This is a genomic window from Streptomyces sp. NPDC045287 (genome assembly GCF_056432325.1).
This window is the reverse complement of record NZ_JBWKJG010000018.1, coordinates 88,044-112,467: the sequence shown is the minus strand read 5'-3', so window position 1 is coordinate 112,467 and position 24,424 is coordinate 88,044. Positions and strand designations below refer to the sequence as shown.

The following is a 24,424-nucleotide window of genomic DNA, read 5'->3' as shown; positions in this document are numbered from 1 at the left end:
GACACGGAGGGGACGGCCGCGTACGCGGCGGGCGTGCCGCCGGCCTTCAGGGTGGGTGCCGGCGCAGGGGCACGAGGGGCGGGGCCCGGCCTGAGGCGTGCGGCACGCGTTGTGTTACTGGAGCTCGGCCGCGCAGGTCAGGGGCGTTCCGGCGCGCCTGGTCCGGAGTCGCTCTCGCAACTCGCGTCCCCTGTCCCGGCCGGGGAACGCTTCGACTGGTGACAAGGGCGCTCGGTCACCACACGTCGATGGACCATACGTCGCCGGTCCGATGACCGGCCGGGCCGGGAGCATCCGAGCCGTGGGGGCCGGGATCGACGATGACGTGAATGCGGGCACCCGACCCGGAGACGCGATAGCGGTGCATGTCACGCGACACGTCGTCGAGCTCGGCCGTGCGGCCCAGGGCCGAAACGGCGGCCTGTAGTTCTCCGAACGGAACCCTGGGCGCGAACTCCCCGTAGTGCCGCGAGAGCGGTACCGGTACGGCGCTCGGAGACCGGTCGTGAAGGAGACGGTGGATCTCGATGCCGAAACCGAAGCAGGACATCCGTCCCTGCGGGTCCGGCGCGAAGTTGATCTCCACGAGTCCGTAGTCCCGTCGCAGCAGGCCGTCACCGGGCACATCGAGGAAGCCCCTGCCCAGGGCGGCTTCCCACCTGTCGGGGTGCGCACCCATCCCCACCCCGAGCACGTCGCGGCGCGTGGCGACATGAGCGTAGAAGTCCAGAGCGGACACGTATTGACCCTTCCTCCGCTGTGCATGCGAAGCGGCCTGAACGACAACAACATCACCCGGCCGCCTACGACACCCCTCTGACCTGCGCAAACAAACTCCAGTGAGACAAGCCGCCCGGTCGCCGGGGTTCGATGGGACTGCTCGGCCTTCGACGCGACAGGACACGTGACGGCCCCGCCGGGGAGGCCCCTCCACCGTTCCGGCCGACCGAGCGCCTCGTCCCCGTGAGGGGATCACCTGAGCCGTTCCACGAGACGCGATCTCCACTCGTCCAGGTGAATTGATCGAACTTTTGACCGTAGTTTCTTTGTTCCGGGTACCGTGCGTTCCGGACGGCCCGGCAGAGCCGGTTCGCGACGGTCAGGGGCAGGGGTGCGGGGATGACGGACGATTCTTCGATCCGGGAGGGCGGGCTGTCGCGGCGCGGGCTGCTCGCGTCGTCGGCCGCCGCGGGCGGTGCGGTCTGGTTGCTGCGCGGGCTCATCCGGCCGGGCAGCGCCCATGCGGCCCCGGCACCGCCGCCGGGCTTCCCGGCCGGGGTCGACCTCCACCGGCGCGTCTACGAGAACTGGGCCGGTGAAATCCGTACCGACCAGTTGTGGACGTGCGTGCCGCGCGGTCCTCAGGAGGTGCTCGATGTCGTCAACTGGGCCCATGGCGCGGGCTGGAAAGTGCGCGCGCAAGGCAAACGGCACGGCTGGGCTCCCCTGACGGTGGCCGACGGCACACCGGCGACGGCCCGGGTCGTCCTGCTGGACACCACCGCACACCTGACCGCGATGTCACTGGAGCGGCGGGCCGACGACGGGTCGGCCGAGGTCCGGGTCCAGACCGGAGCCACCCTGGAGGACCTGCTCGCGTTCGCCGGCGCGAGAGGACACGGGGTCGTCTCCGCACCGGCGCCCGGCGAGCTCTCGGTCGGCGGCGCGCTCGCCATCGGGGCGCACGGCACGGCCGTCCCCGCCGTCGGCGAGAGCCCGTCCCCCGGCCACGGCTACGGTTCGCTGAGCAACCTGGTCACCGAGCTGACCGCGGTCGTCTGGGACGCCGCCTCCGGCCGCTACGTCCTGCGGACCGTCGGCCGGGCGGAGCCCGACTGCGGCGCGCTCCTGGCCCACCTCGGTCGTTCGCTGGTCACCGAGGCCGTCCTGCGGGTGGGTGCGGACCACAACCTGCGCTGCCAGTCCTTCGTGGACATTCCCGCCACCGAACTGTTCGCCGCCCCCGGTGCCCCGGCCGGCACGCGGACGCTGGCCGGCTTCGTGGACCGTACCGGCCGGGCGGAGGCGATCTGGTTCGCCTTCACCGACAAGCCCTGGCTGAAGGTCTGGAGCGTCAGCCCGCACCGACCCCTTGCGGCCCGCGCGGTCGACGAGCCGTACAACTACCCGTTCTCCGACTCCCTTCCCGAGCCGGTGGCCCGGCTGGCCGGCTCCCTGGTCTCCGGGGCCTGGGCGAGCGCCCCGCTCTTCGGACGGGTCCAGTACCTGCTGACCAAGGTCGCGCTGACCGGTGACATCACCGACGTCCTCCTCTCCGACGACCTCGTACGGGAGGTGCTGACCGGCGACGTCCTCACCCACCTCCTGGCGGGCGGCCTGCGCTCGGACCTGTGGGGCGCCTCCCGCAACCTGTTGCAGTACGTGCGGCCCACCACGCTGCGCGAGACGGCCAACGGATACGCCGTCCTCGTCCGCCGCGCCGATCTGCAGTGGGTGGTCAGCCAGTTCGCCGACTTCTACCGCACGCTGCTCGCCCAGTACGCGGCACGCGGCGAGTACCCGGTCAACGGCCAGGTGGAGATCCGTGTGACCGGCCTGGAGGATCCGTCCGCGTGCGGCGTCCCCGGCGCACAGCCCCCGCTGCTGTCCGCCCTGCGACCGCGTCCCGACCGGCCGGACGCCGACACCGCCGTGTGGATCGACGTCCTCTCCCTGCCGGGCACACCCGCCCTGCACCGTTTCTACCGTGAGATCGAGCAGTTCCTCCTGGCCCTGGACGGCGACCGGGCGTCGGTCCGGGTGGAGTGGTCCAAGGGCTGGGCCTACACCGACACCGCCGCATGGTCCGACCCGGACGTCCTCGCCCGCCACATCCCCGCCGGCCACCGCGCCGGGGGCGGCCCGGGCTGGGACGAGGCGGTGACAGCACTCGACCGGCTCGACCCCCACCACGTACTGTCCAGCCCCTTCCTCGACGCCCTGCTGCGCTGAACCGCGAGCGTGCCGGTGCACAACTGCGCCCCGACCGGAAGTGAACCCGCCGAGATCCAGACCCGGGTCGACGACGCCCCGTCCGTTCGCCCCTGCCGGCACGGACTATCCGCGATCCTCACGGGGCAACGCCCTCAACGCACCGGAGTCGGCCGGCCCGCACCGGGTCGGCGCCGACGCCCGGCGGCCATCGACCCGCGCGCAGCGGCGGCGCCGGGCGGGGCGGGGCGGCGGTGGGCCGTCCTCGTCTGCGACCTTCCAGCACTCGATCAGCTCCTCCTTCCACACGCGGGTGGGGTGTCCATGAGCGGTTTCCCCCAGCAGTTGCCCAGTGCCGCATCGAGCAACGTTCGCCCTGTTGCCGCCTGGCGTCAGCTCGTACTGAATGGTGCGGTTCGTTCGGCGTCGAGTTGGTGGTCGGCCCAGACGTAGCTTTCGGGAAGCAGGTCGGTGATGCGGACGGTTCGGAGACGGTCGCCTGCACCGACGATGACCTTCAGGGCCGGGAAGTAGTCGAGAAGGACTTGGCGGCAACGTCCGCACGGGGGAACGACTCCGCGGTCGCGGTCGCCAACGGCGACGATCGTGTCCAGCTCGTAAGCGCCCTGGGTTGCCGCCGTGCCGATGAGGACCAACTCGGCGCACGGGCCTCCCGTGAAGTGGTAGGCGTTCACCGCGGTGACGATCCGTCCGTCCCGGGCACGGCCCGCGGCTGCCATGGTGTGGTTGTCGCCGCGGCATCGAGTGCGAGCGACGTGGGCCGCGGCCGCGATGAGTTCGTGGTCGACGGGGTGGGGATGCGTGGTCATCTTCTCTGCCTTCGTGCGGTGTCAGGCGACGTTGGCGCGAGTGACGACGGTGCGCAAGCGAATATCGGCGGTGTACTCGTTCCGCCAGGCGATGTAACGGCGGATCGTGCTGCCCCGGGCCGTTCTTCCGCTCGACGACGAAGGTTTCAGGCGGTGGTACGCCGCCAACCTCCTCGACATCGGGTTGCCCCGTGGGTGGGCGCAGGAACCGAACGGCCAGGACCCGGCCCTGCGGTTCGCCTCCCAGAACGGGACGAAGGGACTCCTGCCTTCGCTGCCGCACCACGTCGGCGGTCAAGGACAGAGGGGGGCGGGAGCGGGCACCGGCGCAGTCGGCGCGGGCGGCGAAGTCCCCGCGCCGGCACGGGGGCTTCTCGAAGGATCCTCCGCAGGGGGCACCGCCCGCCTTCCGAGGAAGCGGTTGTGAGATGCCTTGACAGCATGTGACAGAGCCATGACAGTTCGTTGGAGGTTCGATCGTGGGAGCGCTCCCACCCCTGCGGAGAAAAACGAGAGGAACCTCATGCGCCTCAGAACCGCCTTGGCACCGGTCGCGATCGCCGGGGTCGTCGCGACCGGTGTCTCCGTGCCCGCGACGGCGGCCGCCGCGGTCGGGCCGGCCCTGACCGTCGACGCGACCGCGGCCGGGCGTTCCATCAGCCCGTACGTCTACGGAATGAACTTCGCCGACGAGGCCTTGGCGGCCGACCTGCGTCTGCCGGTCCACCGCTGGGGCGGCAACCACACCACCCGCTACAACTTCCGCAACGACACCACCAACCGCGCCTCGGACTGGTACTTCGAGAACATCCCCAACGACAACCCCGACCCCGGCAGCCTGCCGAACGGGTCGGAGACGGACCGCTTCGTCGAGCAGAACCGGGCGACGGGCACCCAGACGATCCTGACCGTCCCCCTGCTCGGCCAGGTGGCCAAGGACCGGTCCAAGGCGTGCGCCTTCAGCGTGCAGAAGTACGGACCGCAGCAGTCCACCGACCCCTGGGCGCCGGACTGCGGCAACGGCAAAAAACCGGACGGCACCCCCATCACCGGCAACGACCCTGCCGACACCAGCGTCGAGATCGGTCCGCAGTACGTGACCGACTGGATCAACCACCTCAAGAGCCGCTACGGCGGCGCGGCCGGTGACGGAGTGCGGTTCTACAACCTGGACAACGAGCCCGACCTGTGGCACTCCACGCACCGCGACGTCCGCCGCGAAGGGCTGGGGTACGACGAGCTGCGCGATCTCACCTACCGGTACGCGGGCGCCGTCAAGGCGGCCGATCCCGACGCCAAGACGCTGGGACCGGTCGGCTGGGGACTGAACTCGATCTTCTACTCGGGACTCGACCAGGACGTCTGCGGCCGTACGGGCTGCTGGAGCAACCCGCCCGACCGGGCAGCGCACGGCGGCCAGGACCTGGGCCCGTGGTACCTGGACCAGATGCGCGCCTACGAGAGGGAGCACGGCACCCGCATCCTGGACTACTTCGACATCCACCTGTACCCGCAGCAGGCGGGAGTGCACGGCGAGGAGGCCGGTGACGCCGCCACCCAGGAACGCCGGCTGCGCTCCACGCGGCAGTTGTGGGACCCCACCTACGTCGACGAGAGCTGGATCAACCGCCCGGTCCAGATGATCCCCCGGATGCGCAAGCTGGTCGACGACCACTACCCCGGCACCAAGCTCGCCATGACCGAGTACAGCTGGGGCGCCCACGGGCACATCAACGGCGCCCTGGCCCAGGCCGACGTCCTGGGCATCTTCGGCCGTGAGGGCATGGACCTGGCCTCGCTGTGGACCGCCCCCGAGAGCGACGAACCGGTCGCGCACGCCTTTCGCGTCTACCGCAACTACGACGGCAAGGGCGGTGCGTTCGGAGAGACCTCCCTTCCCGCAGCCAGTGAGGACCAGGACAAGCTCGCCGTCTACGCGGCCCGGCGCGCCTCCGACGACGCCCTGACCGTGGTGGTGGTCAACAAGAGCGGAGCCGACCTCACCAGCCCCGTCAGGATCAACGGCGCCGGCACCGGCACGGCCGAGGTCCACCGCTACAGCGCCCGGCACCTGGACGGCATCGTCCGTGAGGACGACCAGGCCGTCACGGCCGGCGCGTTCACGGCCGACTTCCCCGCCGACTCCATCACCCACCTCGTCCTGCCCGCCGGCGGAGGCGGCGAGCAGGACACCGAAGCGCCCACCGCACCGGGCAAACCCAGCGCCTCGAACATCACGGCCGACGGCCTCACCCTCACCTGGCCGGCGGCCACCGACGACACCGGCGTCACCGGTTACGACGTGTACCGGCTCGACGGCGACACACCCGTCAAGATCGCCAGCACCACCGGCACCTCACACACCATCACCTCTTTGCGACCCGACACCGCATACACCTTCACCGTCAAGGCCCGGGACGCGGCAGGCAACGTCTCGCCGCCCTCGCCCGACGTCACCGTGCGCACAGCGGCAGTTCCCGCACAACAGTGCAAGGTCGACTACACCGTGGCCAACCAATGGCCCGGCGGCTTCACGGCCCATGTGAAGATCACCAACACCAGCGACAAACCGATCGACGGCTGGCAACTGCGCTGGGACTTCACAGCCGGACAACGCGTCGGCCAGGGCTGGGCAGCACAGTGGGAGCAACAGGGCACAACGGTCACCGCGCAGAACCTGACCTGGAACGCGAAACTCGCGGCGGGCGCCTCCACCACCATCGGCTTCAACGGCAGCCGCACCCAGGACGGTCCCGCACCGACCGCCTTCACCCTCAACGGACACACCTGCGGCACCTGACCCGGCACACACCACGCGCCGCACCACCCCGACCGGCCCCGCAGCGGCGACAGCCCGCTCCATGGACGCTCCTCGCCGTGCCCGAGCCCCGGCCGCACGGCAAGGAGCACCCCATACTCACCCAGCTCACCCAGTGGCAGTGCCACGGCCAGGTCCAGCAGCGCTGGACCGCCACCGCCGTCTGACCCGACCTCCTCCCCCACCACGCCTCCGTACCCGGCCCACTGCCCGGCCCCCATGCCTGGGCAGCGGGCCGCGTACGACCCCGGGCTTTGTCACAGGAGGGAACCGCCCGCCCGGGGCAGCGCCCCCAGCACGGCATGCGCGGCAGGTGAGCGGAGGGGAGACCCGCCGGCACGACGCCGGCACGGTCGAGGCGAAGACATCGACGCTGAAGGCTCCCGCCCACCGGCGGGGGCCTTCACATCCGTACAGGGCCAGAAGCGACCAGCGCCCCGCCATGAACAAGCCGCCTTCGCGGCGCCCGGGCCGGAGTGGCCGTACGGGAAGAGCAGGGCGGCGCCGAGCGGGGGTCAAGACCGGCCCCGGCCGGGCCGGCGGCCGGGAGGATGTTTGTTTGGGCGCAGACGGTGCACACGAGGAGCTAACACTGCCTTTATACGGAGAGACGGAGACGCACCATGGGCATCATCGCGTGGATCATCATCGGCCTGCTCGCCGGCGCCATCGCCAAGGCCCTGACGCCGGGCAAGGACCCCGGCGGCATCATCATCACCATGCTCATCGGCATCGCCGGCGGTCTGCTCGGCGGCTGGCTCGGCAAGGTCATCTTCGGCGTCGACTCCATCGACGGGTTCTTCGACCTCTCCACCTGGATCGCCGCGATCATCGGCTCCGTCATCCTGCTCCTCCTCTACCGTCTCGTCACCGGCAACCGGCACTCGCACCGCCACGCGTGACCCGTTTAAGGCGTACCTCGCCGACAAACCGGACGGCTCCCTCCCCCACGCGCGGGACGGGAGCCGTCAGCGTGCACAGCCCACCCGCACCGATCACACACGTCCCACGCATCGGACGGATGGCGGACCAGCGCCCCGGCAGGCACGACAGCAGCGCCCTCAGCCCGGCAGGCCCCGCAGGCGACGAAAGCACGGCACAGCGGGAGGCCGGGCATCGGGCGACGACCGACGGGACGGTGGTCCGGCAGTCCGCCGGGCAAACCACGAAACGCGTGACCGTAGACAGCAGCACGAAGTCCGAGGGCACCGAACCGCTCATGACCACCGAGACGGTCGAGGTGGAGTTCGGCAGGAACCGGGCCGGTGCGGCCGACGTCCCGCTCCCCCACACGGCGGCCGTCGACGCGCTCGTCGCCGCGCGCCCCGAGGTCGACTGGGAGGGGCTGCGGCACAGCACCGGTTGGGCTACGGGCCCGGGTGGTCGACGGTCGACGCCGTAGACCCAATGACACAGCAAGTGCTCGTCATCACGGTCCGTCCGATCGGCTTCGCAGCCACCGCTGACAGCCGGGCTCGATCACGGCATGCGGTCGACTCCAAGGCCGGAGCCGGCCGCATCCCCAGTACCGGTTGGCCCGACCCACGCAGTGGTTGCTCGACCGGGGCGACACGATCAACGGTGCCGTCGGGTGCCGTTCCCGCCTTGCTATCGTTCGCCGGGTGCAGCAGCATCGGGCAGATCCTTCCGCCTTCGCTCCCGCCCCCACGGCTGCCACCGGACGATCCGGCGGACACCACGACGAAGCGCTACCGCCGATCGGCGTGGTCGTCCTGGCCGCGGAGAAGGACATGCCCGGGCTGGACGTCTGCGTGCGGGGCCTACGGGATCACTGTCTGAATCCCATCACCACGGTGCAGGTGATCGCCCAGCGCGTGCCGGAGCGGCCCCGCGGCGACATCGATCCGCGCATCGTGTGGTACGACGAACGCCGGTGCACCGTCGCCGGCAGCACGGTGCGCGCGTACCTGCGGGACCTGGGCAGAGATCCCTCCACCGCCTCGTGGTACTTCCAGCAGTTGGTGAAGCTGGAGTGCTTCACCCTCCTTCCCGCGGACGCGCCGGAGCACGTGCTGGTGGTCGACGCGGACTTCGTGTTCCTGCGGGACACGGTGTTCGTCGACGGACGGGGAAGGTCCCTGCTGTCCTACGGCTATCCGCTCTCCTGGCACCCCGGCTCCCGGACGCACCGGCTGCCCGCCCGCCACTCGGCGCTGGAGGCCGCCGGGAGACTGGTACCGGGCTGGTTGCCCGTGGACGCCTACAGCGGCATGCAGCACCACATGGTCTTCGACCGCACCGTCCTGGGCGACCTCGTCCAGCGCGCCCAGGACGCCCACGGCGAGCCCTTCTGGCAGGCGTTCTTGCGCACCGCCGACCCCGGCAAGTGGACCGGAGCCTCCGAGTACGTCCTCTACCGGCACTTCGCGGCGCGCTTCTTCCCCGAACGCGTGCGCCACCGGCACGTCGACGCCGTCGACGTGATCCAGGGCGAGGGCCCCGGCGGCTTCACCCTGCCCGAGGTGGCCGCCGCGGCACGGGGCTCCTCCCTGCGTGCCGTCGGCTGCCACCGCTTCCTCCACTACACCGAGCGGCTCGCGACCATGGACTACGTTCCCACCGCCCTGCGCCGCACCCTGGGCGCCGATCCCGGCCCCCTGTGGTTGCGGCTGGACGGCGGGGTGCTGGCCATCGGCCGGGCGGTCCCGCCTCTCGCCCTCGCCTGAGGGCTTCAGCCCTCGTCGAGCCGACGGAGGATACCGGCGGTCACCGCCGTGATGTCGCCCTGGAGGAAGTCGGACAAGGGCAGGCGGACGTCGAAGTCACGGCTCAGGGACCCGTGGAGCTCGATGGCGCGCAGCGACCCCAGCCCCTGGGCCGCCATCGACACGTCGTCTTCGACCGATGCGGGTCGGACCGCCAGGAGGTCGGCCACGCGGCGGCGCACTTCCGCCGCGACCGCCGCGGCGCGCCGCCCGGCCGGCAGGGCTGCGACCGTCGCGCGCATCTCGCTCCGCGGCGGCGTCCCGGGCGGGGCGGCCGGGGAGACGCCGCGTACGGGGGTGGTGTAGATCGGATCCAGCAGTCCGGCGACGTACGCCTGCCGGCAGGCGGTGCGGCGCACCTTGCCGCTCCGGGTCGTCGGCAACCCGTCGGAACGCACGAGGACGACCTGGTGGACTTCCACGCCCAGGTCGTCCGCCACTGCGGCGCGCACGGCGGTGCCCAGGGCGGTGAGATCGTGTCTCTCGGGATCGGCGACGGCCTGGACGACGATCACGTGCTCCCCTTCCGGGGTGTCGACGGAGAACGCGGCCGCCGGCGCCGGTGCCGGCCCGGCAAGGGCGCGTGCTGCGGCGGCCTCGACGTCCGGTGGGTGGATGTTGCGTCCGCGGATGATGATCAGTTCCTTGCGGCGGCCGCACGGGTAGAGCGCGCCGTCGTGGCGGAAGGCCAGGTCACCGGTGCGCAGGAACGGTCCCTCGCCGCCCGAGGCGGGCCTTTGCCGTCGTGATCGCCGGACGACCCCGAGGACGTCAAGGACGACAATGGCCCGGCCGTGCGGCCCTCCCCCAGGAGGCGGATCGTCGAGCAGACCGCGAGGTCCGCACCAACCGAGCAGACGGCGTGCTCCCGGGCCCGCCCCCGCGTGAGACCGCCACGATGCGAGTACCGGTGCCGGGGCTCTGCCCGGTGCGGTCCGCCCGATGGGCATCGCCCTCCCCTACGGCTTCGGAGGGAACAAGGGACGGCAGCGCACCCGGCGGGCAGACGTGGGTGTCGACGATGTCGCCGAGGCCAAGCGCAGCGAGAGGCCGGCAGGTGGCCGGACGGGCCGCCCGGGGCGGCCTCGAAGCTCGTCACCCGGACTGGGCGGCACTCAAGGACGGGCCGCCCGCGCCCGGGTCCGACAAGGTCGACTCGCCGGGCCTACTGAGGTCTGTCGACCTTCGGGGACGGACCGTTGCGCAGAAGACCACGGCAGGGACGGCCGCCGCCCTCGCGGTCGAGGAGGCGTCGCCGGTGCCGCCCCCTGCCGTCCGCCTGTCCGCGCGACCTCTTGTCGTCCGGGTGAACACCGATCAGACCAACTCGCCAACAGCCGCTTGGGAAGGGTGTGGTCCTGGGCTCGGCCGTCGCAGACCGACGGCGACGCCGACTGTGACGAGCAGGGCACCGGTGACGTCGGCGGGGCCTGCCCGGCCGAGGCCGAGTGCCACGGCAGTGAGCAGTGCGCCCACCGGCACCAGGCCGGCGAAGAGGCCCGCACGGTCGGCGCCGAGGCGGCGCAGTGCGTCGTACCACAGGAAGAAGGCGGCAGCGGTGACGACCGCGCCGAGGTAGCCGAAGGCGGCTGCTTGGCCGGGGGTGGGCAGCCGCAGGGAGGTCGTACCGTCCAGGGCGAGACCCGCGGCCAGGAGCATGGGGACGGACAGGGCGGCGGGATAGGCGGCGACCCTCAGGGGGCCGAGTTTGGGCAGGAGCGGGACGGCCAGCAGGGAGAAGGCCACCTCGCCGGCGAGTGCGCCGAGGGACAGGAGGAGGCCCCTCACGCTGCCCGAGCCGAGGCCGGCGGCGACGGCTGTGCCGAGTGCCACCACGACCGCGGCGCCGACGGTACGGGGCGCGGGGCGCCGGCGTTCCGTCAACGGTCCCACGAGGGCGAGCACGAGAGGGACCGCTCCGACCACAGCGGCGATCATGGCGGGCCCGGCGTGCCGGGTGGCTTCGACGAGGAAGACGTTGAACCCCGCCAGGCCGGTGGCGGCCAGCGCGAACAACAGCAGAACGTCACGTGCGGTCAGGCGCACGCGGGGCAGCCGCCGGTGGCCCACGACGGCCAGCAGGATCGCCGCGGCGAGCGCATAACGCAGGGCCTGCCCCGTGAAGACCGGGTAGTCGGCGATGGTGGCGGAGACCGCGGTCGAGGTGCCGACGAGCAGCATCGCCGAGGCGGCGCCGACAGGGGCGGTCGAGGCTCTCATGCGGCGCGCTCCGGCGACATCGAGGGGGCGGCCGAGGTGGCCAGGACCTTGCGGGTGACGCGTTCGGCGATGGCCGCGACCAGGGTCCGGGGGCGGCGGGGTGACAGGTGTGCGGCCAGGGCGTTGCCAAGTCCGGGGGCGACGTAGCCGCGGTCGCGCTCCAGCGCGCGCAGCGCGGCGCGTACGACGGGCTCCGGGGTGGTCATGGAGCCGGTGACAGCCGCCCGGCGGGTGCCGATGGTGTCGAAGAAGGCGGTCTCGACCGGGCCGGGGCACAAGGTGAGCACGCGGATGCCACGCCGGCGGTACTCCTGGCGCAGGGCGAGGCCGAAGTTCAGCACGAAGGCCTTGGCCGCACCGTAGACGGCGAAGTACGGGGCGGGCTGGAAGGCGGCGTTGGACGCGACGTTGACGACCGCCCCGCGGCCGCGCTCCAGCATGCCGGGCAGCAGTTCATGGGTGAGGTCGACGAGGGCGACGACATTGACCATCAACTGGTCGTGGTCGCGGGCCCCGGAGATCTCCTCGAAGCGGCCGCAGGTACCGAACCCGGCGTTGTTGACCAGCAGGTCGACGCTCAGACCGCAGGCGGTCAACCGGTCGGCGACGCGGCGGGCCGCGTCCGGCTCGGCGAGGTCCTGGACCAGCACGTGCGCGCGGACGCCGTGCTCGGCGATCAGACGCTCGGCGAGGGCGACAAGCCGGTCGCCGGAGCGCGCCACCAGGACCACGTCGTGTCCCTGGGCGGCGAGCTGCGCGGCGAACTCCGCGCCGAGGCCGGACGACGCTCCGGTGATGAGGGCGGTGCTGTTCACAAGCTTCTCCTTCAACCGAGGCCAACTGAGATGAGTATGTATCAACAATTTGATGAGTCGCAACAGAAGTGTTGCAGTTATATGCGGCATCGCGTCACAGATGTATGATGTTTCCGGTCAAGGGGTCCAGCAGGAGGCGTGATGGGTGAGACGGCGGGACGGTCGCTGCGGGCTGACGCGGAACGCAGCGTGCGCGCGATCCTGGAAGCGGCCGAGCGGGTGCTCGCCGAAGAACCCGGCGCTTCCATGGAGCAGATCGCCGCAGCCGCGGGTGTGGCCCGCACGACGATCCACCGGCGGTTCGCCAACCGGCAGGCACTGATCGAGGCGTTGGCGTCATCGGCCGCCCGTCAGCTCGCCCGGGCAGTGGACGACGGCAGGCCGGACACCGCGCCGCCGCTGGTGGCGATGCACCGGATCACGGCCAACGTGCTGCAGGTCAAAAGCGCCTGGGCGTTCGCCCTGGAGCTGCCGGCCGACCCGGACAGCGAGGCCGCCGTCCTCCACCAGGACATCGCCCGCCGCTGCATCGCCGTGCTGAAGCGGGCCCAGGACGACAAGCTCATCGACGAAGCGGCCGACCTCGACTGGGTGCGCCGGGTCTACTACGCGCTCATCGGGGAATCCCTGCACGGCAACGCGGAGGGTGCCGACCCGGACACCCTCGCCGCCCGCATCATCGACACCCTGCTGCACGGCGCCGGTCCACGCGCCTGAGCCGTGAGCTGCCGCCGGGAGTCGCGGTCGACCCAGGCGCAGCACCAGGGTGGGGGCGCGTCGGCCGCATGTCCCCCGCCTGGTTCAGCGGCCTGCGCCGGCTCGTCCTCGGCTGCGCGGTGGCTCATCGTCCTCGGCGGCGCGGCGGTCGGCGTCCCCCGTCCGCTGGGCAGCCTGAGCGGCACGGCGATCGGTTGGTCCGCGGCACCGCCGTCCGCTCCGGCCGCGGGCATGCCGAAGCTGACGGCGCCCGCGCTCGGGCGGGGACGGCTTTGGCCAGGCTCACCAGGCCGTTGTCCGGCGGCCCGTGGAGCGAGGAGGACCGCCAGGGTGTCGTCGGCGAGCGCCTCCTCCATCCGGCAGTGGCCCCGCGCCACCGTCACCTCGGGGGCCTCGTCCGGGCCGAGCCCCCGCGCGTACGAGCCGGGGAGCGGGCCGGCCGCCGGGACCGCCGGTCGGGGCGCGGTCCAGCGGGCGGGTGAGGACGTCATCGGATGGCCGGTTCCTTCGCGAGGTCTCTAGGATCGGTGGAATGGCACACGACACCGTGGATCCGGCGACGATCACGCCGGAGATGGCCGCCCGGATCCGTACGTGGCGAGTCGACGAGGACCTCTCCTGGCGCGCCGTGGCCCAGGCCGCGTCCGACCTGTGGGGTTCCGGTTTCGGCAGCAACCAGCTCTACGGCGAGGACCTCTGCGTGGCCGCCGCGAAGGTGCTGGGCGAAGACCCCCACCAGGAACCGTGGAACTGACCCCCCGCCAAGCGGCCCCCTCGCATCAGCGAGCGGACCGGACGAAGACATCGGCGATGCGGAATCCGGCTCGAAAGAGGACGGGTGGGGGCGCGCCCGGTGACGGAGTCGGCCCCGGGCGACAGCGGGATGGTGGTCCACGACTACGACCGCCGGGGCACTGGGGCACTGGGGCACTGGGGTGACGGTCGGGTGGGGTGCGCCCGGTGGCGGAGCTGACGGCCGGGGCGGCGGGTTGACGCCCGGCCCTGTGGTGCCGGAGATACGGGAGGGCCCGCCCGGGCCCTCCCTGGCGGGTCCCTTCCCGTGGCCCCGTCGGGGCGGACCCGTCAGCCGGGCTCGTCCTTCTTGGGGGCGCGGTCCCCGGTGGGCCGGGGTGCCTCGTCCTGCGCGGGGCCGATGCGGATCTCGAAGTCACCCGCGTACTTCTCGTGTCCCGCGATCACCGCTTCCTCGACGGCCTCCTCGGCCAGTTCGCCCCGGACGATCAGCGGGTCCTTGCGGAGGTCCTTCATCAAGGCCCAGCACATGCCGATCATCACCAGGACGAACGGGGCGGCGACCAGGATCGTCAGGTGTTGCAGGCCCGCGAGGGCGTTGCCCTTGCCCTCGCCGACGAGCAGCATCACGGCCGCGACGCCGCCGGTCACCACGCCCCAGAAGACGACGACGAGCCGGGCCGGTTCGAAGGTGCCCTTCTGGGAGAGGGTGCCCATGACGATGGACGCCGCGTCGGCGCCCGAGATGAAGAAGATGCCGACCAGGACCATCACGAGCAGGCTCATCACGCCGGCGATCGGGAACTCCTGGAGGACGCCGAAGAGCTGGGCCTCGGGCGTGGACGCACCCCCGAGGTCTCCCTCCCCCTTCAGACGCATGGCCGTCCCGCCGAAGACGGCGAACCAGATCAGGCTGACGGTGCTGGGCACCAGGATGACGCCGCCGATGAACTGGCGGATGGTCCGCCCCCGGCTGATGCGGGCGATGAACATGCCGACGAACGGCGTCCAGGAGATCCACCAGGCCCAGTAGAAGACGGTCCAACTGCTCAGCCAGTCGGCGACGTCACCGCCGCCGGTGGACGCCTCCGTGCGACCGACCAGCGTGGGCAGCTCGTCGAAGTACGCGGCGAGCGAGGTGGGGATCAGGTCGAGGACCAGGATGGTGGGACCGAAGACGAAGACGAAGGCGGCGAGGACCACGGCGAGCACCATGTTGGTGTTGGAGAGCCACTGGATGCCCTTCTCCACGCCGGAGACCGCGGAGAAGACGAAGCAGACGGTCAGGACACCGATGATGGTCACGAGCAGTCCGGTCCCGGCCCTGTCGAGCCAGCCCACCTCGTGCATGCCGCTGCCGATTTGGAGCGCGCCCAGCCCCAGGGAGGTGGCGGACCCGAAGAGCGTGGCGAAGATGGCGAGGATGTCGATCACCCGGCCGGGGACGCCGTCGGCGTGCTTCTGGCCGATGAGGGGTACGAAGACGGCGCTGATGGTCTGCCGCCGCCGGCGCCGGAAGGTGCTGTACGCGATGGCGAGGCCGACCACGGCGTAGATGGCCCACGGATGCAGGGTCCAGTGGAAGAGCGTGGTGGCGAGGGCCGTCTGCATGGCGTCCGCCGGGTCGGCGGGGTCGGTGCCCGGCGGCGGGGTCGTGTAGTGGGCGAGCGGCTCGCTGACGCCGTAGAACATCAGGCCGATGCCCATGCCGGCGCTGAACATCATGGCGACCCAGGAGACGGTGCTGAACTCGGGCTTCTCGTGCTCCTGCCCCAGCTGGATCCGTCCGTACCGGCTGATCGCGAGCCACAGAGCGAAGACGACGAAGCCCGAGGCGGCCAGGACGAACGCCCAGCCGCCATTGTGCATGAGACCGTCGAGCATCGTGTCGGAGACGCTCTCCAGCGTGTCGGTCGCCGTGGCGCCCCAGATCACGAAGCCCAGGGTGAGCACCGCCGTCACACCGAAGACGACCGGGTCGGTGACGGGTGCCCTGTCCTCGTGCGGGTGACGGCCGGGAAGGGCCGCCTTCACGGGTAGGCGCATCCTTTGCCCCGGTTTATGTCGCTCCTGAGACACAGGCAGCACCTTTCACGATCATGGCTGGATTTGGCTCTTGCTACCCCCTATCACGTGGTTAACGCCTGAACCGGGATCAACAGGCGTCGACGGGTCCGCGTGCGTGAGGCGATACGCAGTGCGGGTGTCGAGCGGCAGGGGCGCGAGCGCTCGAACGGACCGCCGCAGCGGTACGAAGGCACCGCCGTTGATCGCGACCCCGGCACTCGCGCGGCGGCCCCTGGCCCGGGCGGCCGTGCTCCCGCATCCCGGACAGCAGGTGGGACCGGTGGCCGGCCGGGGCGCGAGCGGCGGCGCGGTGCGGCGCGGGCAAACGGCCCCGGGCCGACACTGGCCGAGCACAGCGGACGGGTGAGCGGCCGGGGCCGCTGGGAGCCGGTGGGCGCGGAGCAGCCGCGCGGTGGGGAAAGGCCGGCGCCCTCCTCTCACCGCGCCGACGAAGCAGACCGCCGCAGCGCCGCGGCCTGACCCGGGCCGCCCGCCGGCGACGTCGCCCCTCCCCCGTGTCCGATGGGCGGGGCGGTTGCGGAATGGCGGTCCGCCCCGGCCCCGACCCGGTGGGCGGATCAGACCGGGGCGGAGGGGGGCGGGGCGGGGGCCGCCCTCATCCCTACCCGAAGACGGGACCGGGGCGCCCTTGTCCCTACCTGCGGTACAGGAACCATGCGATGAGGGGCACCACGATGATGACGAAAAGGATCACGAAGAGGACGCCGGCCTCCGAGGACTCCAGAGGCATCGGGGCGCCGGTGCTCATCGTCGGGCCTTCCTCATGCTCACGTACGCAAGGACCAGTGAAACGCATCCCGACGCCAGGAGCAGCAGACCACAGCCGAGTGCGACAGAAGCTTGGTTGAACAGTGTGACGAGCAGCAGTCCGCAGACGACCTGCAGGAGGCCGAGCGGTGCGATGGTCTTCTCGCGTCCTGGCTGGATCATTTTCCTGTCTCCTGTCCCCTGTCATGAGGGCCGGGGCCGAACCCCGGCCCTCATCGCGTCAGCTCAGATCGTTCTGGTAGGTGGCACCCACGTACGTGGCTGCGGCTGCACCGATGGCCATGCAGTAGGGTGTTGCGGCTGCGGCTCCCACCGTGGTGAAGGCCGCTGCTCCCGCCACGCACAGGCCGGTGATGCCGACCTCCGCGATCATCGCGGCCGTGGCCGCCTCGGCCGCGTCCGCGCCTTCGGTCAGGCCGGAGTAGAGGATGCCGCCGATGCCGAGGGCATTGCCGATGCCATCGATGCTGAGGAGCCCCGTGGGGTCGGTGTTGTTGACGGGGTCGCCGGTGGCGTAGAGGTAGGGGTTGTTCTCCTGGCCGCTGGGGTCGGGCTGGGTGAAGCGTCCGAGGTGGGGGTCGTAGTAGCGGGCGCCCATCTTGTACAGCCCCGAGGGGTCGAGGTAGGCACCGGTGTAGCGGAAGGGCTGCTGGGTGCCGGTGTGGGTGCGCGGCTCGCCGTAGGGGCCGTAGGCGTAGGCGGCGGTGCGCTTGCCGGCGGTGTCGACCAGGCCGATGACGGAGTTCTGGGCGTCGGTGAGGTAGTACTGGCTGCTTCCCCCGCTTCGCATGGCTATCAAGGTGCCCGAGGGCTCGCGGACGAAACCGGTGGCCGCGCCGGAGACGCTCTGGCCGGTGATGCCGACGGCGGCGTTGGTGAAGGTGGTGTTGTCGCGGGTGAGGCGCTGGGTGTTGTCGGTGCCGGCGTAGACCTGCTCGGTGGTGATGCCGGAGTGGGTGTAGGCGGCGAGCTGGGTGAAGGGGGTCCAGGTCGCGTTGGTGCGGGTGCCGGTGGGGCCGGCGGCGCTGGTCTCGTTGCCGGCGCCGTCGTAGGCGAAGCCGGAGTTACCGTCGTAGGCGGTCAGTTGACCGGCGTCGTCGTAGGTGTAGGTGTGCTGGGCGTCGTCGCAGGTCGGGAGGGACGTGCCGGTGGAGCCGGCGGTGCGGTTTCCGGCCTTGTCGTAGCAGTAGGCCCAGCCGGCCGTGGTGGAGCCATTCTTGGTCTCCACGGCTTTGGTGAGGCGACCGAGGGTGTCGTAGGTGTAGGTGGTGGTGGCGCCGTCGACGTTGCGCTTGCGGATCTTGTCGGTGTCCTTGCCGCTGTTGCTGTAGTCGTAGGAGATCGACGACAGGGTCGCGGTGCCGGACTTCACTTCGATCTTGGTGGGGCGGCTGGAGTCGTCGGGGGTGACGGTCTGGGTGATGCCGCCGGGGAAGGTCGTCTTGGTGCGCTTGCCGTTGTTGTCGTACTCGAACGACGTTTTGGCGCCGCCGGGTTCGGTGACCGAGGTGAGCTGGTTGGCGTCGTCGTAGCCGTAGGTGACGGTGCCGCCGGCGTCGGTGGCGCTCGCCACGTTCCCCGTCGCGTCGTAGGTGATGGATGTGGCCGGGGTGCCGGGCAGGGTGCGGGTGCGTTCGCGGTTCTGCTCGTCGTAGGTGAACGTCGACGTGCCGGCCGGGGTGGTGCGGGTGGTGAGGTTGCCGTCGCCGTCGTAGGTGAAGGCTGCGGTCGCCGAGCCGGCGGTCCGGGTCTTGATGCGGTCGCGGTCGTCGTAGGTGTAGGTCGTGGTGGTGCCGCGGCCGTCGGTCATCGTCTTCTGCCGGCCGAGGGCATCGTAGGTGTAGGTGATCGGGTTGAGGGGGCTGGGCGGGGTGACCTTGGTCAGGTTGCCCTCGGCGTCGTAGGTGTAGCCGGTCTTCTTGCCCCGCGGGTCGGTGGCGGTGCAGCGCTGGCCGGGCAGGCCGCCGCAGTCCATCTCACCGGTCTTGGGGTTGTAGGTGTAGGTCCACTTCGCGGCGGTGCCACCGGAGGTGGAGTCCTGCGAGGTGAGCAGGTTGCCCGAGTCGTCGTAGCTGTTGGCGGTCTTCTCCGCCGAAGCGGAGGTCAGCGTCTCGGGGAAGTAGCCGCTGCCCTTCTTCACCCACGTCGCCGTCGCCGTCGCCCCGGTCGGGAGGGTGGCGGTGGTGGGGTTGAAGACCGAGTCGTACTCGAACTTGGTGACGTTGCCGTCCTCCGGGGTGGCACCCATGGCGTCGGTGGCGGTGACGACGTTGTTGTCCGGGCCCCAGGACGTCGAGCGGGTGTGGCCGAGGGGGTCCTCGGTCTTCTTGGTGCGCCAGTAGCCGTCGACGGTCTTGAGGGTGTGCTTGCCGCGGGGGTCGGTGATCCGCACGACCCCTTCGGCGTTGGTGTTGTTGGCGGGCAGGATCCAGCGGAAGGCGGTGGTGTTGCCCGCTCCGGTGGCGTTGTTCACGACGCGGGTGAGGGAGGCGACCTTGGTGCTGTCCCAGGTGAACCTGGTCTGCCGCCCTTCTGCTGTGGTCACCCTGGTCAGGCGGTGGGAGGCGTCGTAGTCGAAGACGGTGGTCTTGCCGGCGGTGTCGGTGAACGTCTTGATCAGGTCACCGGTGTAGGTGTAGCTGATCGACCGTCCGGTTTCGTCGATGACCTTCGTGATGTGCTCGCCGTCGTTGGCGAAGGTCAGCGTGCGCCCGGAAGCCGAGGTGATCCTGGAGGTGAAGGCGCCGGAGTAGGCGATGGTGGTGGCGTTGCCGTTCTTGTCCTCCACCTTCGTCACGCGCGCGTCCCCGGTGGTGCCGGAGCGGGTGAAGGTGGTCTTCTCTCCTGTACGGCGGCTGGTGAGGGTGAAGGACTTCTTGTCGTCCGCCTCGGTCAGGTCCTGCTTGTAGCCCTTGGCCGGGGTGAAACCCGCACCGTCGCGGGCGAAGACCGCCATGGTGCCGGACGGTCCCTCGACGACGACGGCGTTGGGGGTGGCCTCGTTGACGCGGTAGTCGACGCCGGTGGTGGCGTTCCAACCCGCCTGGTTGAGGCTGTTGAAGGCGTTGCCGTAGGCCAGCCCGGGCCCGGCGTCGGCGATGTCGAAGCCGTCGACGGTCAACAGCAGGTTGCCGCTGCCGTAGTTGACCTGGGCGCTGACGCCGTCGGACAGTTGGGCGGTGAAGAACTCCGACCACGGCACCTGGCCGACGCCCAGGGCGTAGACGCCCGGTTCGACGGCTGCCGACTTCACCAGTGGTCCGTCGGTCTCGGCCGCCTTGACCGGGGAGCTGGCCGGCGCCTTGGTGGTGCCCAGCGGTGTGGGCGTTGCCTTGGTGGTGGCCGGCGCCGCAGCTGGACGCGGTGTGGCATTGGCCGGGATGGCCGTGGTCATCATGGCGGTCGTGGCGAGGATCGTGAGCGACAGCCAGTGTCTGCGGCGCCGGGTTTCGGGCATGCGAGAATTCACGAAGGTCTCTCCGATGCGTGGATGTCAGAGGAGCAGGGCCTGGAGGGACGGCACCCGTGCCGGGGTGCCGCCCCGCCCTTTCCCCGAGGTGATGACGATGGGGTGGTCGACGTCTGTCAGCAGCGGCGTTCGGTACGCGCGTGGTAGGTGGCCTCGCCCGTGATGCTGAGGGTGCCGTCGGCCGAGGTGCACTCGTCGACGGTGTCGGCGCCGTTGCTCCAGAACTCCTGGGCGTGGGTGTCGAAGGCGTCCTTCCGGCCCACCAGGGCGTTGCGGTCGAATGACCACACCCCCACCGTCAGGTCGAACGTGATGTTCTTGTCCAGGAAGGACTTCCAGGCCCACACGTAGCCGTAGTTCTTGTCACAACCGGGCGAGTAGAACTGCTTGACCGAGGCGATCTTCTCGCTGCCCCGGTAGATGTACTCGGTCGCGCCGATCTGGTAGGCGTCCGAACACACCCCCGTCGCGACGGCGACGGCGCTGGCCGGGTTGCCGGCTTCCGTGCCCGCCGTACCCGCCGCCTCGGTGGCCTCCCGCTGCTGCGGCGTGGGTGCCGGCCCCGTACCCGCCGAGGCCGTCCCCGTTCCCAGCAAGGACAAGGCGGCCCCCGCCACCGTCGCCGCCACCGTCAAACGCACACGTCGCACGTGCATCCCCCTCTGTGAAGAAGCGCAGCCCCCGAGCCCAACACAAGCAGTCCAGGCAGCTCGCGCAGAACGAAGGCGCACCAGCCGATGCGCCTTCGCATTCTTTCTGAAGCCCCTACGGAACCGTGGATTCCATGAACAACAACACGCAGCGTTACTTACCTAACGCGCCGTCAATTCATGGTTTTCGCAAGGAACTTCCTGCGAAGGGACGGCAAACCGCCCGTCTTGGGCGAACGTTTCCAGGTAGCTCTCACATTTAGTTGCGACTTGCACGGATGCACTGTCACCTGTGACTTGAGTGACACGCATGACGCATGAAGGGACGGGCAACCGGAGAAGTTTGCCGATCTCGCAGCGACCGCGCCCCTGCCCCGAAAGCACCGCGTTCCCGTACGCCCTCAACATCGGTTCGAGGAGGGGCGGCCTGCCCGTCACCCCTCCGGAGGACACGCGAGCAGCCGCCCCGCACCTCACCACTGCCACGATCGTCCCGCACGGCACGACCGGCTTGCGTGAGGATCACCGGCAGCGCCGTCACAAAACAGCACAGATGCCACCGTTCCCGACTTCTTCCCGACCCCGCCGGATCCAGTTCACCGCCAGGCATCCGTCCCACCGTCACGGAGACCATCACGGCCGTGGGGTGCGGCGCCCCCGTCCCGTGCTCCCGTTCCAGGAACGCCAGGGCCTCCCGGTCCGGCGTTCCAGCCACAGCGGCAGCCCGCCGCACCGGCGCGCGAGAACCGCGAGATCGCCTCGCGCGGAACGTCCCGGCCGCACGCCGCCCGAACCTTCGTCACCGAGGTGGCCACCGGGCACACCCGCCGTGTCCGACCGCAACGACATCTGGAGGCTGGAAACCGACGGTCGCACACAGGAAGCGGGACGAAAGTTTCCCACTCCCCTGAAACCGGGATAATGACCCCCGGAAGGGCCATGGACACCCGGCCTGCGCAGTGGTCCGCGTCCGCAGACCGCAGGCGATGGAGGAAGGATCGCGGCTGTCGCCAGTACCCCCATGAACCTCACCCGGGCCGCCCCCCTCGGGATCCCGGCCTCGGATCCGGACGCCCCGGTCGCGTTCCACCACGCTCTGACCGGACGTGAACCCGTCGCCGCGGGGGACCATGAGCAGCGTCTCCCGTCCGGTGACTCCCAAGGGCTGTCGAACGCGAAGCCGCGGTACGCCACGATCAAGGTGGACGGTCTCGGCATCGGCCCCCTCCGGTTCCATGAACCGGTGGGCGAGCGCACGAACGGCGGGGCGAACCGCCCCGGCTCGATGCGACGGGACCGCGGGCTGCGCACCGGCCCGAACCCCGACACCCTGAACTGACCACCGCCCCGAGCGCCCGTCCCTCGTGTCACGGGAACAAGCACTCGGGACACCCTGCCGTGCACCGGCGTCGACGTACATCGGCACCGGTGTACAGCCGCCCGCCCCCGACGAGGAGGACATCGTGCAGATCGACCTTTCCGGCCGCACCGCCCTGGTCACCGGCTCCACCCAGGGCATCGGACACGCCATCGCCGTCGGCCTCTCCCGCGCCGGAGCCCGGGTCGCCGTCAACGGCCGGGGCGCGGAGCGCGTCGCGGACGCGGTGGACCGGGTGCGTGCCGACTCCGGCGGCGACGTCATCGCCGCCGCGGGCGACCTGGCGACCGAGGAGGGCGCCGCGGCCGTACTGGAGGCCGTTCCCACGGTCGACATCCTGGTCAACAACCTCGGCATCTTCGGCTCCGCCGCCCCGCTGGAGATCGACGACGCCGAGTGGCGCCGCTACTTCGAGGTGAACGTCCTCTCCGCCGTCCGGCTCATCCGTGCCTACCTGCCCGACATGACGGAGCGGGGCTGGGGCCGCGTCCTCAACCTCGCCAGCGACTCGGCCGTGGTCACCCCCGCCGAGATGATCCACTACGGCATGACCAAGACCTCGCTGCTCGCCGTCAGCCGCGGCTTCGCCAAGGAGGCGGCCGGCACGGGCGTGACCGTCAACTCCGTCATCGCCGGCCCGACGCACACCGGCGGCGTCGAGGACTTCGTGCGGGAGCTGGTCGGCAACGAGCTGCCCTGGGACGAGGCGCAGCGCGAGTTCATGATCAAGCACCGCCCGCAGTCCCTGATCCAGCGCCTCATCGAGCCCGAGGAGATCGCCCACATGGTCGTCTACCTCGCCTCGCCCCACGCGTCCGCGACGACCGGCGGCGCCCTGCGCGTCGATGGCGGCTACGTCGACTCGATCCTGCCCTGAGCAGCCCGGCAACCGCTGGTTCCCGGCCCTCCGCCCGTGACCGGGGGGCGAGGCACAGGACCACCGCGTCGCCTTCGACACGGTGGTGAACGCGGCACCCGTTGCCGTAGCGCCCCGTGGAGGGCCGGACGGTGCGCCCGTCCGGCCCTCGCCCGCGGGCGGTCAGTTACGGAATGTCTCGTTCGTGATGTAGGTGCCCGTCGGCGGGGTGACGGTGGTGCGGTTGGGGCCGCTCTCCCATATGACGGGGGCGTTGACGGCCTTGATGACGTACTTGTACTCCACCTTGGTGTCGGCCGGCAGGAGCACGGTCGCCGACCAGGTGGGGTAGGAGGCCGAGGAGAGCGGTACCGCCTTGTCCGGGTTCCACGACCCGAGCTCCGGGCGGTTGCCGGTCACGTAGACCTGCTGGCCCCACTGCGTGTGCGCGGTGACGTTGAACGTCGCCACCACTGAGTTCTGGTTCGCTCCTGCGGCCGGTGCGGCCAGCGCCGGCGGAGCCACGAGCGCCCCGAGGAGCAGGGCGAACACCGCTGCGAAACCCAGGCGCTGGCGGATTCGAGGACGGGTGCGGTCCATGGGAAACGTCCTTTCGGATGGTGACGGCAAGGTCTGTCAGGTCCTGACGGGCGCCCATCCTTGTGACCCTCACGCTTCTTGCGCAATCTCATGAAGGTTTTTTCAGACGTAGTCAAGCGATCAAGTAGATCGCCCAGTTCACAGGCGATTATTCGAGATGAAACGCTTGCAACAGCTCCACGGGTGACGGCTGCTGAGGGCCGACACCGAGCCGACCTGGGGAGTCGTTGCCGCGCATCGCCGACGCGTGGGCGTGGAGAACCGGGTCGGCCGACGTGACCGGCCGGAGTCGCCTCCGGCCGCCGGCCAGTCGGTCAATGTCCTGAAGTGCACGCGCTTTCGACGCCGTGGACAGCCCGGCCCTGCCCGCCGGGTGGGCGGCGGAGCTGGAGCGGGACGGCCACCGCCCCGGGAGCAGCGGGCCCGGCTCGCCGACGGCCCCTCCCCCGGGGTACGGGCCGCTCTCGCTCACGGATCCGAATGGCGCACCCCCCGTACGACGGTCGCACCGCTGCCGGACGACGTGTGTGCCCGCCTGCTCGACGACCCCGACCCCTCCGTACGGGCCGCCCTGCCGGCCCCGCCCCACCTGGTGCCGTCGTTCGTGGCCTCGCCGGCCGCGCGCCGCGCTCCGGCAGTGTGCCGGAGCGCGGCGCGCGCAGGGAAGACGCTGCCGGCGGGCGGGCGGTCGGCGCTGCCGGCCGGCCCGGACCCCGTGGTGCGGCAGGCCGCCGCGCTGTGGGAGTGCCGACGGGACGCACGCGTCACCGCCGGACCCCTCCGCGATCCGAAGTCCGCCGCCGAG

18 protein-coding genes and 1 pseudogene are annotated in these 24,424 nt (G+C 71.0%); 10 read left to right on the top strand and 9 right to left on the bottom strand.

Annotation, left to right across the window (positions count from 1 at the left end):
* Positions 1-235 precede the first annotated feature (235 nt).
* A complete protein-coding gene (locus AC07D6_RS26720; protein WP_479048449.1) occupies positions 236-739 on the bottom strand; it encodes a hypothetical protein in 504 nt (167 codons plus the stop codon).
* Between the two features lie 380 nt (positions 740-1,119).
* Here AC07D6_RS26720 and AC07D6_RS26715 point away from each other — a divergent pair, with 380 nt between their 5' ends.
* Complete coding sequence (locus tag AC07D6_RS26715; protein WP_479048447.1) at positions 1,120-2,952, top strand: cholesterol oxidase substrate-binding domain-containing protein; 1,833 nt, start codon at positions 1,120-1,122, stop codon at positions 2,950-2,952.
* A gap of 371 nt (positions 2,953-3,323) precedes the next feature.
* On the opposite strand, the gene AC07D6_RS26710 is transcribed toward AC07D6_RS26715, so the two are convergent.
* Positions 3,324-3,761 (bottom strand): cytidine/deoxycytidylate deaminase family protein, encoded by a 438-nt coding sequence (locus AC07D6_RS26710; protein ID WP_479048445.1) that lies wholly within the window; start codon positions 3,759-3,761, stop codon positions 3,324-3,326.
* 523 nt (positions 3,762-4,284) lie between these two features.
* On the opposite strand from AC07D6_RS26710, the gene AC07D6_RS26705 reads away from it, so the two are divergent.
* The 4 genes from AC07D6_RS26705 to AC07D6_RS26690 all read left to right on the top strand — a co-directional run bounded on the left by AC07D6_RS26705 (position 4,285) and on the right by AC07D6_RS26690 (position 9,266).
* Positions 4,285-6,561 (top strand): glycoside hydrolase family 44 protein, encoded by a 2,277-nt coding sequence (locus tag AC07D6_RS26705; protein WP_479048443.1) that lies wholly within the window; start codon positions 4,285-4,287, stop codon positions 6,559-6,561.
* Positions 6,562-7,202: 641 nt separating this feature from the next.
* Complete coding sequence (locus AC07D6_RS26700) at positions 7,203-7,481, top strand: GlsB/YeaQ/YmgE family stress response membrane protein (RefSeq protein WP_479048441.1); 279 nt, start codon at positions 7,203-7,205, stop codon at positions 7,479-7,481.
* Positions 7,482-7,753: 272 nt separating this feature from the next.
* Positions 7,754-7,981, top strand: a complete 228-nt coding sequence (locus AC07D6_RS26695; RefSeq protein ID WP_479048438.1) for a hypothetical protein — start codon at positions 7,754-7,756, stop codon at positions 7,979-7,981.
* Positions 7,982-8,201: 220 nt separating this feature from the next.
* Positions 8,202-9,266: a hypothetical protein gene (locus AC07D6_RS26690; RefSeq protein WP_479048436.1), complete on the top strand. Its 1,065-nt coding sequence runs from the start codon at positions 8,202-8,204 to the stop codon at positions 9,264-9,266.
* A gap of 5 nt (positions 9,267-9,271) precedes the next feature.
* Here the strand turns inward: AC07D6_RS26690 and AC07D6_RS26685 are convergent, their stop codons facing one another.
* Positions 9,272-9,820: an acyl carrier protein gene (locus AC07D6_RS26685; protein ID WP_479048434.1), complete on the bottom strand. Its 549-nt coding sequence runs from the start codon at positions 9,818-9,820 to the stop codon at positions 9,272-9,274.
* Between the two features lie 569 nt (positions 9,821-10,389).
* On the opposite strand from AC07D6_RS26685, the pseudogene AC07D6_RS26680 reads away from it, so the two are divergent.
* Positions 10,390-10,566 (top strand): annotated as a pseudogene (locus AC07D6_RS26680) (2-phosphosulfolactate phosphatase); the annotation flags it as partial.
* 56 nt (positions 10,567-10,622) lie between these two features.
* On the opposite strand, the gene AC07D6_RS26675 reads toward AC07D6_RS26680, so the two are convergent.
* Positions 10,623-11,525 (bottom strand): DMT family transporter, encoded by a 903-nt coding sequence (locus AC07D6_RS26675; RefSeq protein ID WP_479048432.1) that lies wholly within the window; start codon positions 11,523-11,525, stop codon positions 10,623-10,625.
* Positions 11,522-12,340: an SDR family NAD(P)-dependent oxidoreductase gene (locus tag AC07D6_RS26670; protein ID WP_479048430.1), complete on the bottom strand. Its 819-nt coding sequence runs from the start codon at positions 12,338-12,340 to the stop codon at positions 11,522-11,524. The genes AC07D6_RS26675 and AC07D6_RS26670 overlap by 4 nt, the downstream gene beginning before the upstream one ends.
* A 141-nt stretch (positions 12,341-12,481) precedes the next feature.
* Here AC07D6_RS26670 and AC07D6_RS26665 point away from each other — a divergent pair, with 141 nt between their 5' ends.
* Both AC07D6_RS26665 and AC07D6_RS26660 read left to right on the top strand, forming a co-directional pair.
* Positions 12,482-13,057 (top strand): TetR/AcrR family transcriptional regulator, encoded by a 576-nt coding sequence (locus AC07D6_RS26665; RefSeq protein WP_391653186.1) that lies wholly within the window; start codon positions 12,482-12,484, stop codon positions 13,055-13,057.
* 532 nt (positions 13,058-13,589) lie between these two features.
* Complete coding sequence (locus tag AC07D6_RS26660; RefSeq protein ID WP_479048428.1) at positions 13,590-13,811, top strand: hypothetical protein; 222 nt, start codon at positions 13,590-13,592, stop codon at positions 13,809-13,811.
* Positions 13,812-14,140: 329 nt separating this feature from the next.
* Here the strand turns inward: AC07D6_RS26660 and AC07D6_RS26655 are convergent, their stop codons facing one another.
* From AC07D6_RS26655 to AC07D6_RS26645, 3 genes are all read right to left on the bottom strand, one after another.
* Positions 14,141-15,856, bottom strand: coding sequence for a BCCT family transporter (locus tag AC07D6_RS26655; protein ID WP_479048426.1), 1,716 nt, complete (start codon positions 15,854-15,856; stop codon positions 14,141-14,143).
* A 1,030-nt stretch (positions 15,857-16,886) separates the two neighbouring features.
* Positions 16,887-20,123 carry an RHS repeat-associated core domain-containing protein gene (locus AC07D6_RS26650; protein ID WP_479048424.1) on the bottom strand — a complete coding sequence of 1,079 codons (3,237 nt, stop codon included), beginning with the start codon at positions 20,121-20,123 and terminating at the stop codon, positions 16,887-16,889.
* A gap of 128 nt (positions 20,124-20,251) precedes the next feature.
* Complete coding sequence (locus tag AC07D6_RS26645) at positions 20,252-20,791, bottom strand: hypothetical protein (RefSeq protein WP_479048421.1); 540 nt, start codon at positions 20,789-20,791, stop codon at positions 20,252-20,254.
* Between the two features lie 1,015 nt (positions 20,792-21,806).
* Between AC07D6_RS26645 and AC07D6_RS26640 the strand changes: the two genes are divergently transcribed.
* On the top strand, positions 21,807-22,124 hold the full coding sequence (locus AC07D6_RS26640) for a hypothetical protein (protein ID WP_479048419.1): 318 nt from the start codon (positions 21,807-21,809) through the stop codon (positions 22,122-22,124).
* Positions 22,125-22,248: 124 nt separating this feature from the next.
* Positions 22,249-23,040, top strand: a complete 792-nt coding sequence (locus tag AC07D6_RS26635) for an SDR family NAD(P)-dependent oxidoreductase (RefSeq protein WP_315877484.1) — start codon at positions 22,249-22,251, stop codon at positions 23,038-23,040.
* Between the two features lie 162 nt (positions 23,041-23,202).
* Here AC07D6_RS26635 and AC07D6_RS26630 read toward each other — a convergent pair whose 3' ends face one another.
* Positions 23,203-23,619, bottom strand: a complete 417-nt coding sequence (locus tag AC07D6_RS26630; protein ID WP_479048416.1) for a CBM20 domain-containing protein — start codon at positions 23,617-23,619, stop codon at positions 23,203-23,205.
* Positions 23,620-24,424: the final 805 nt, after the last annotated feature.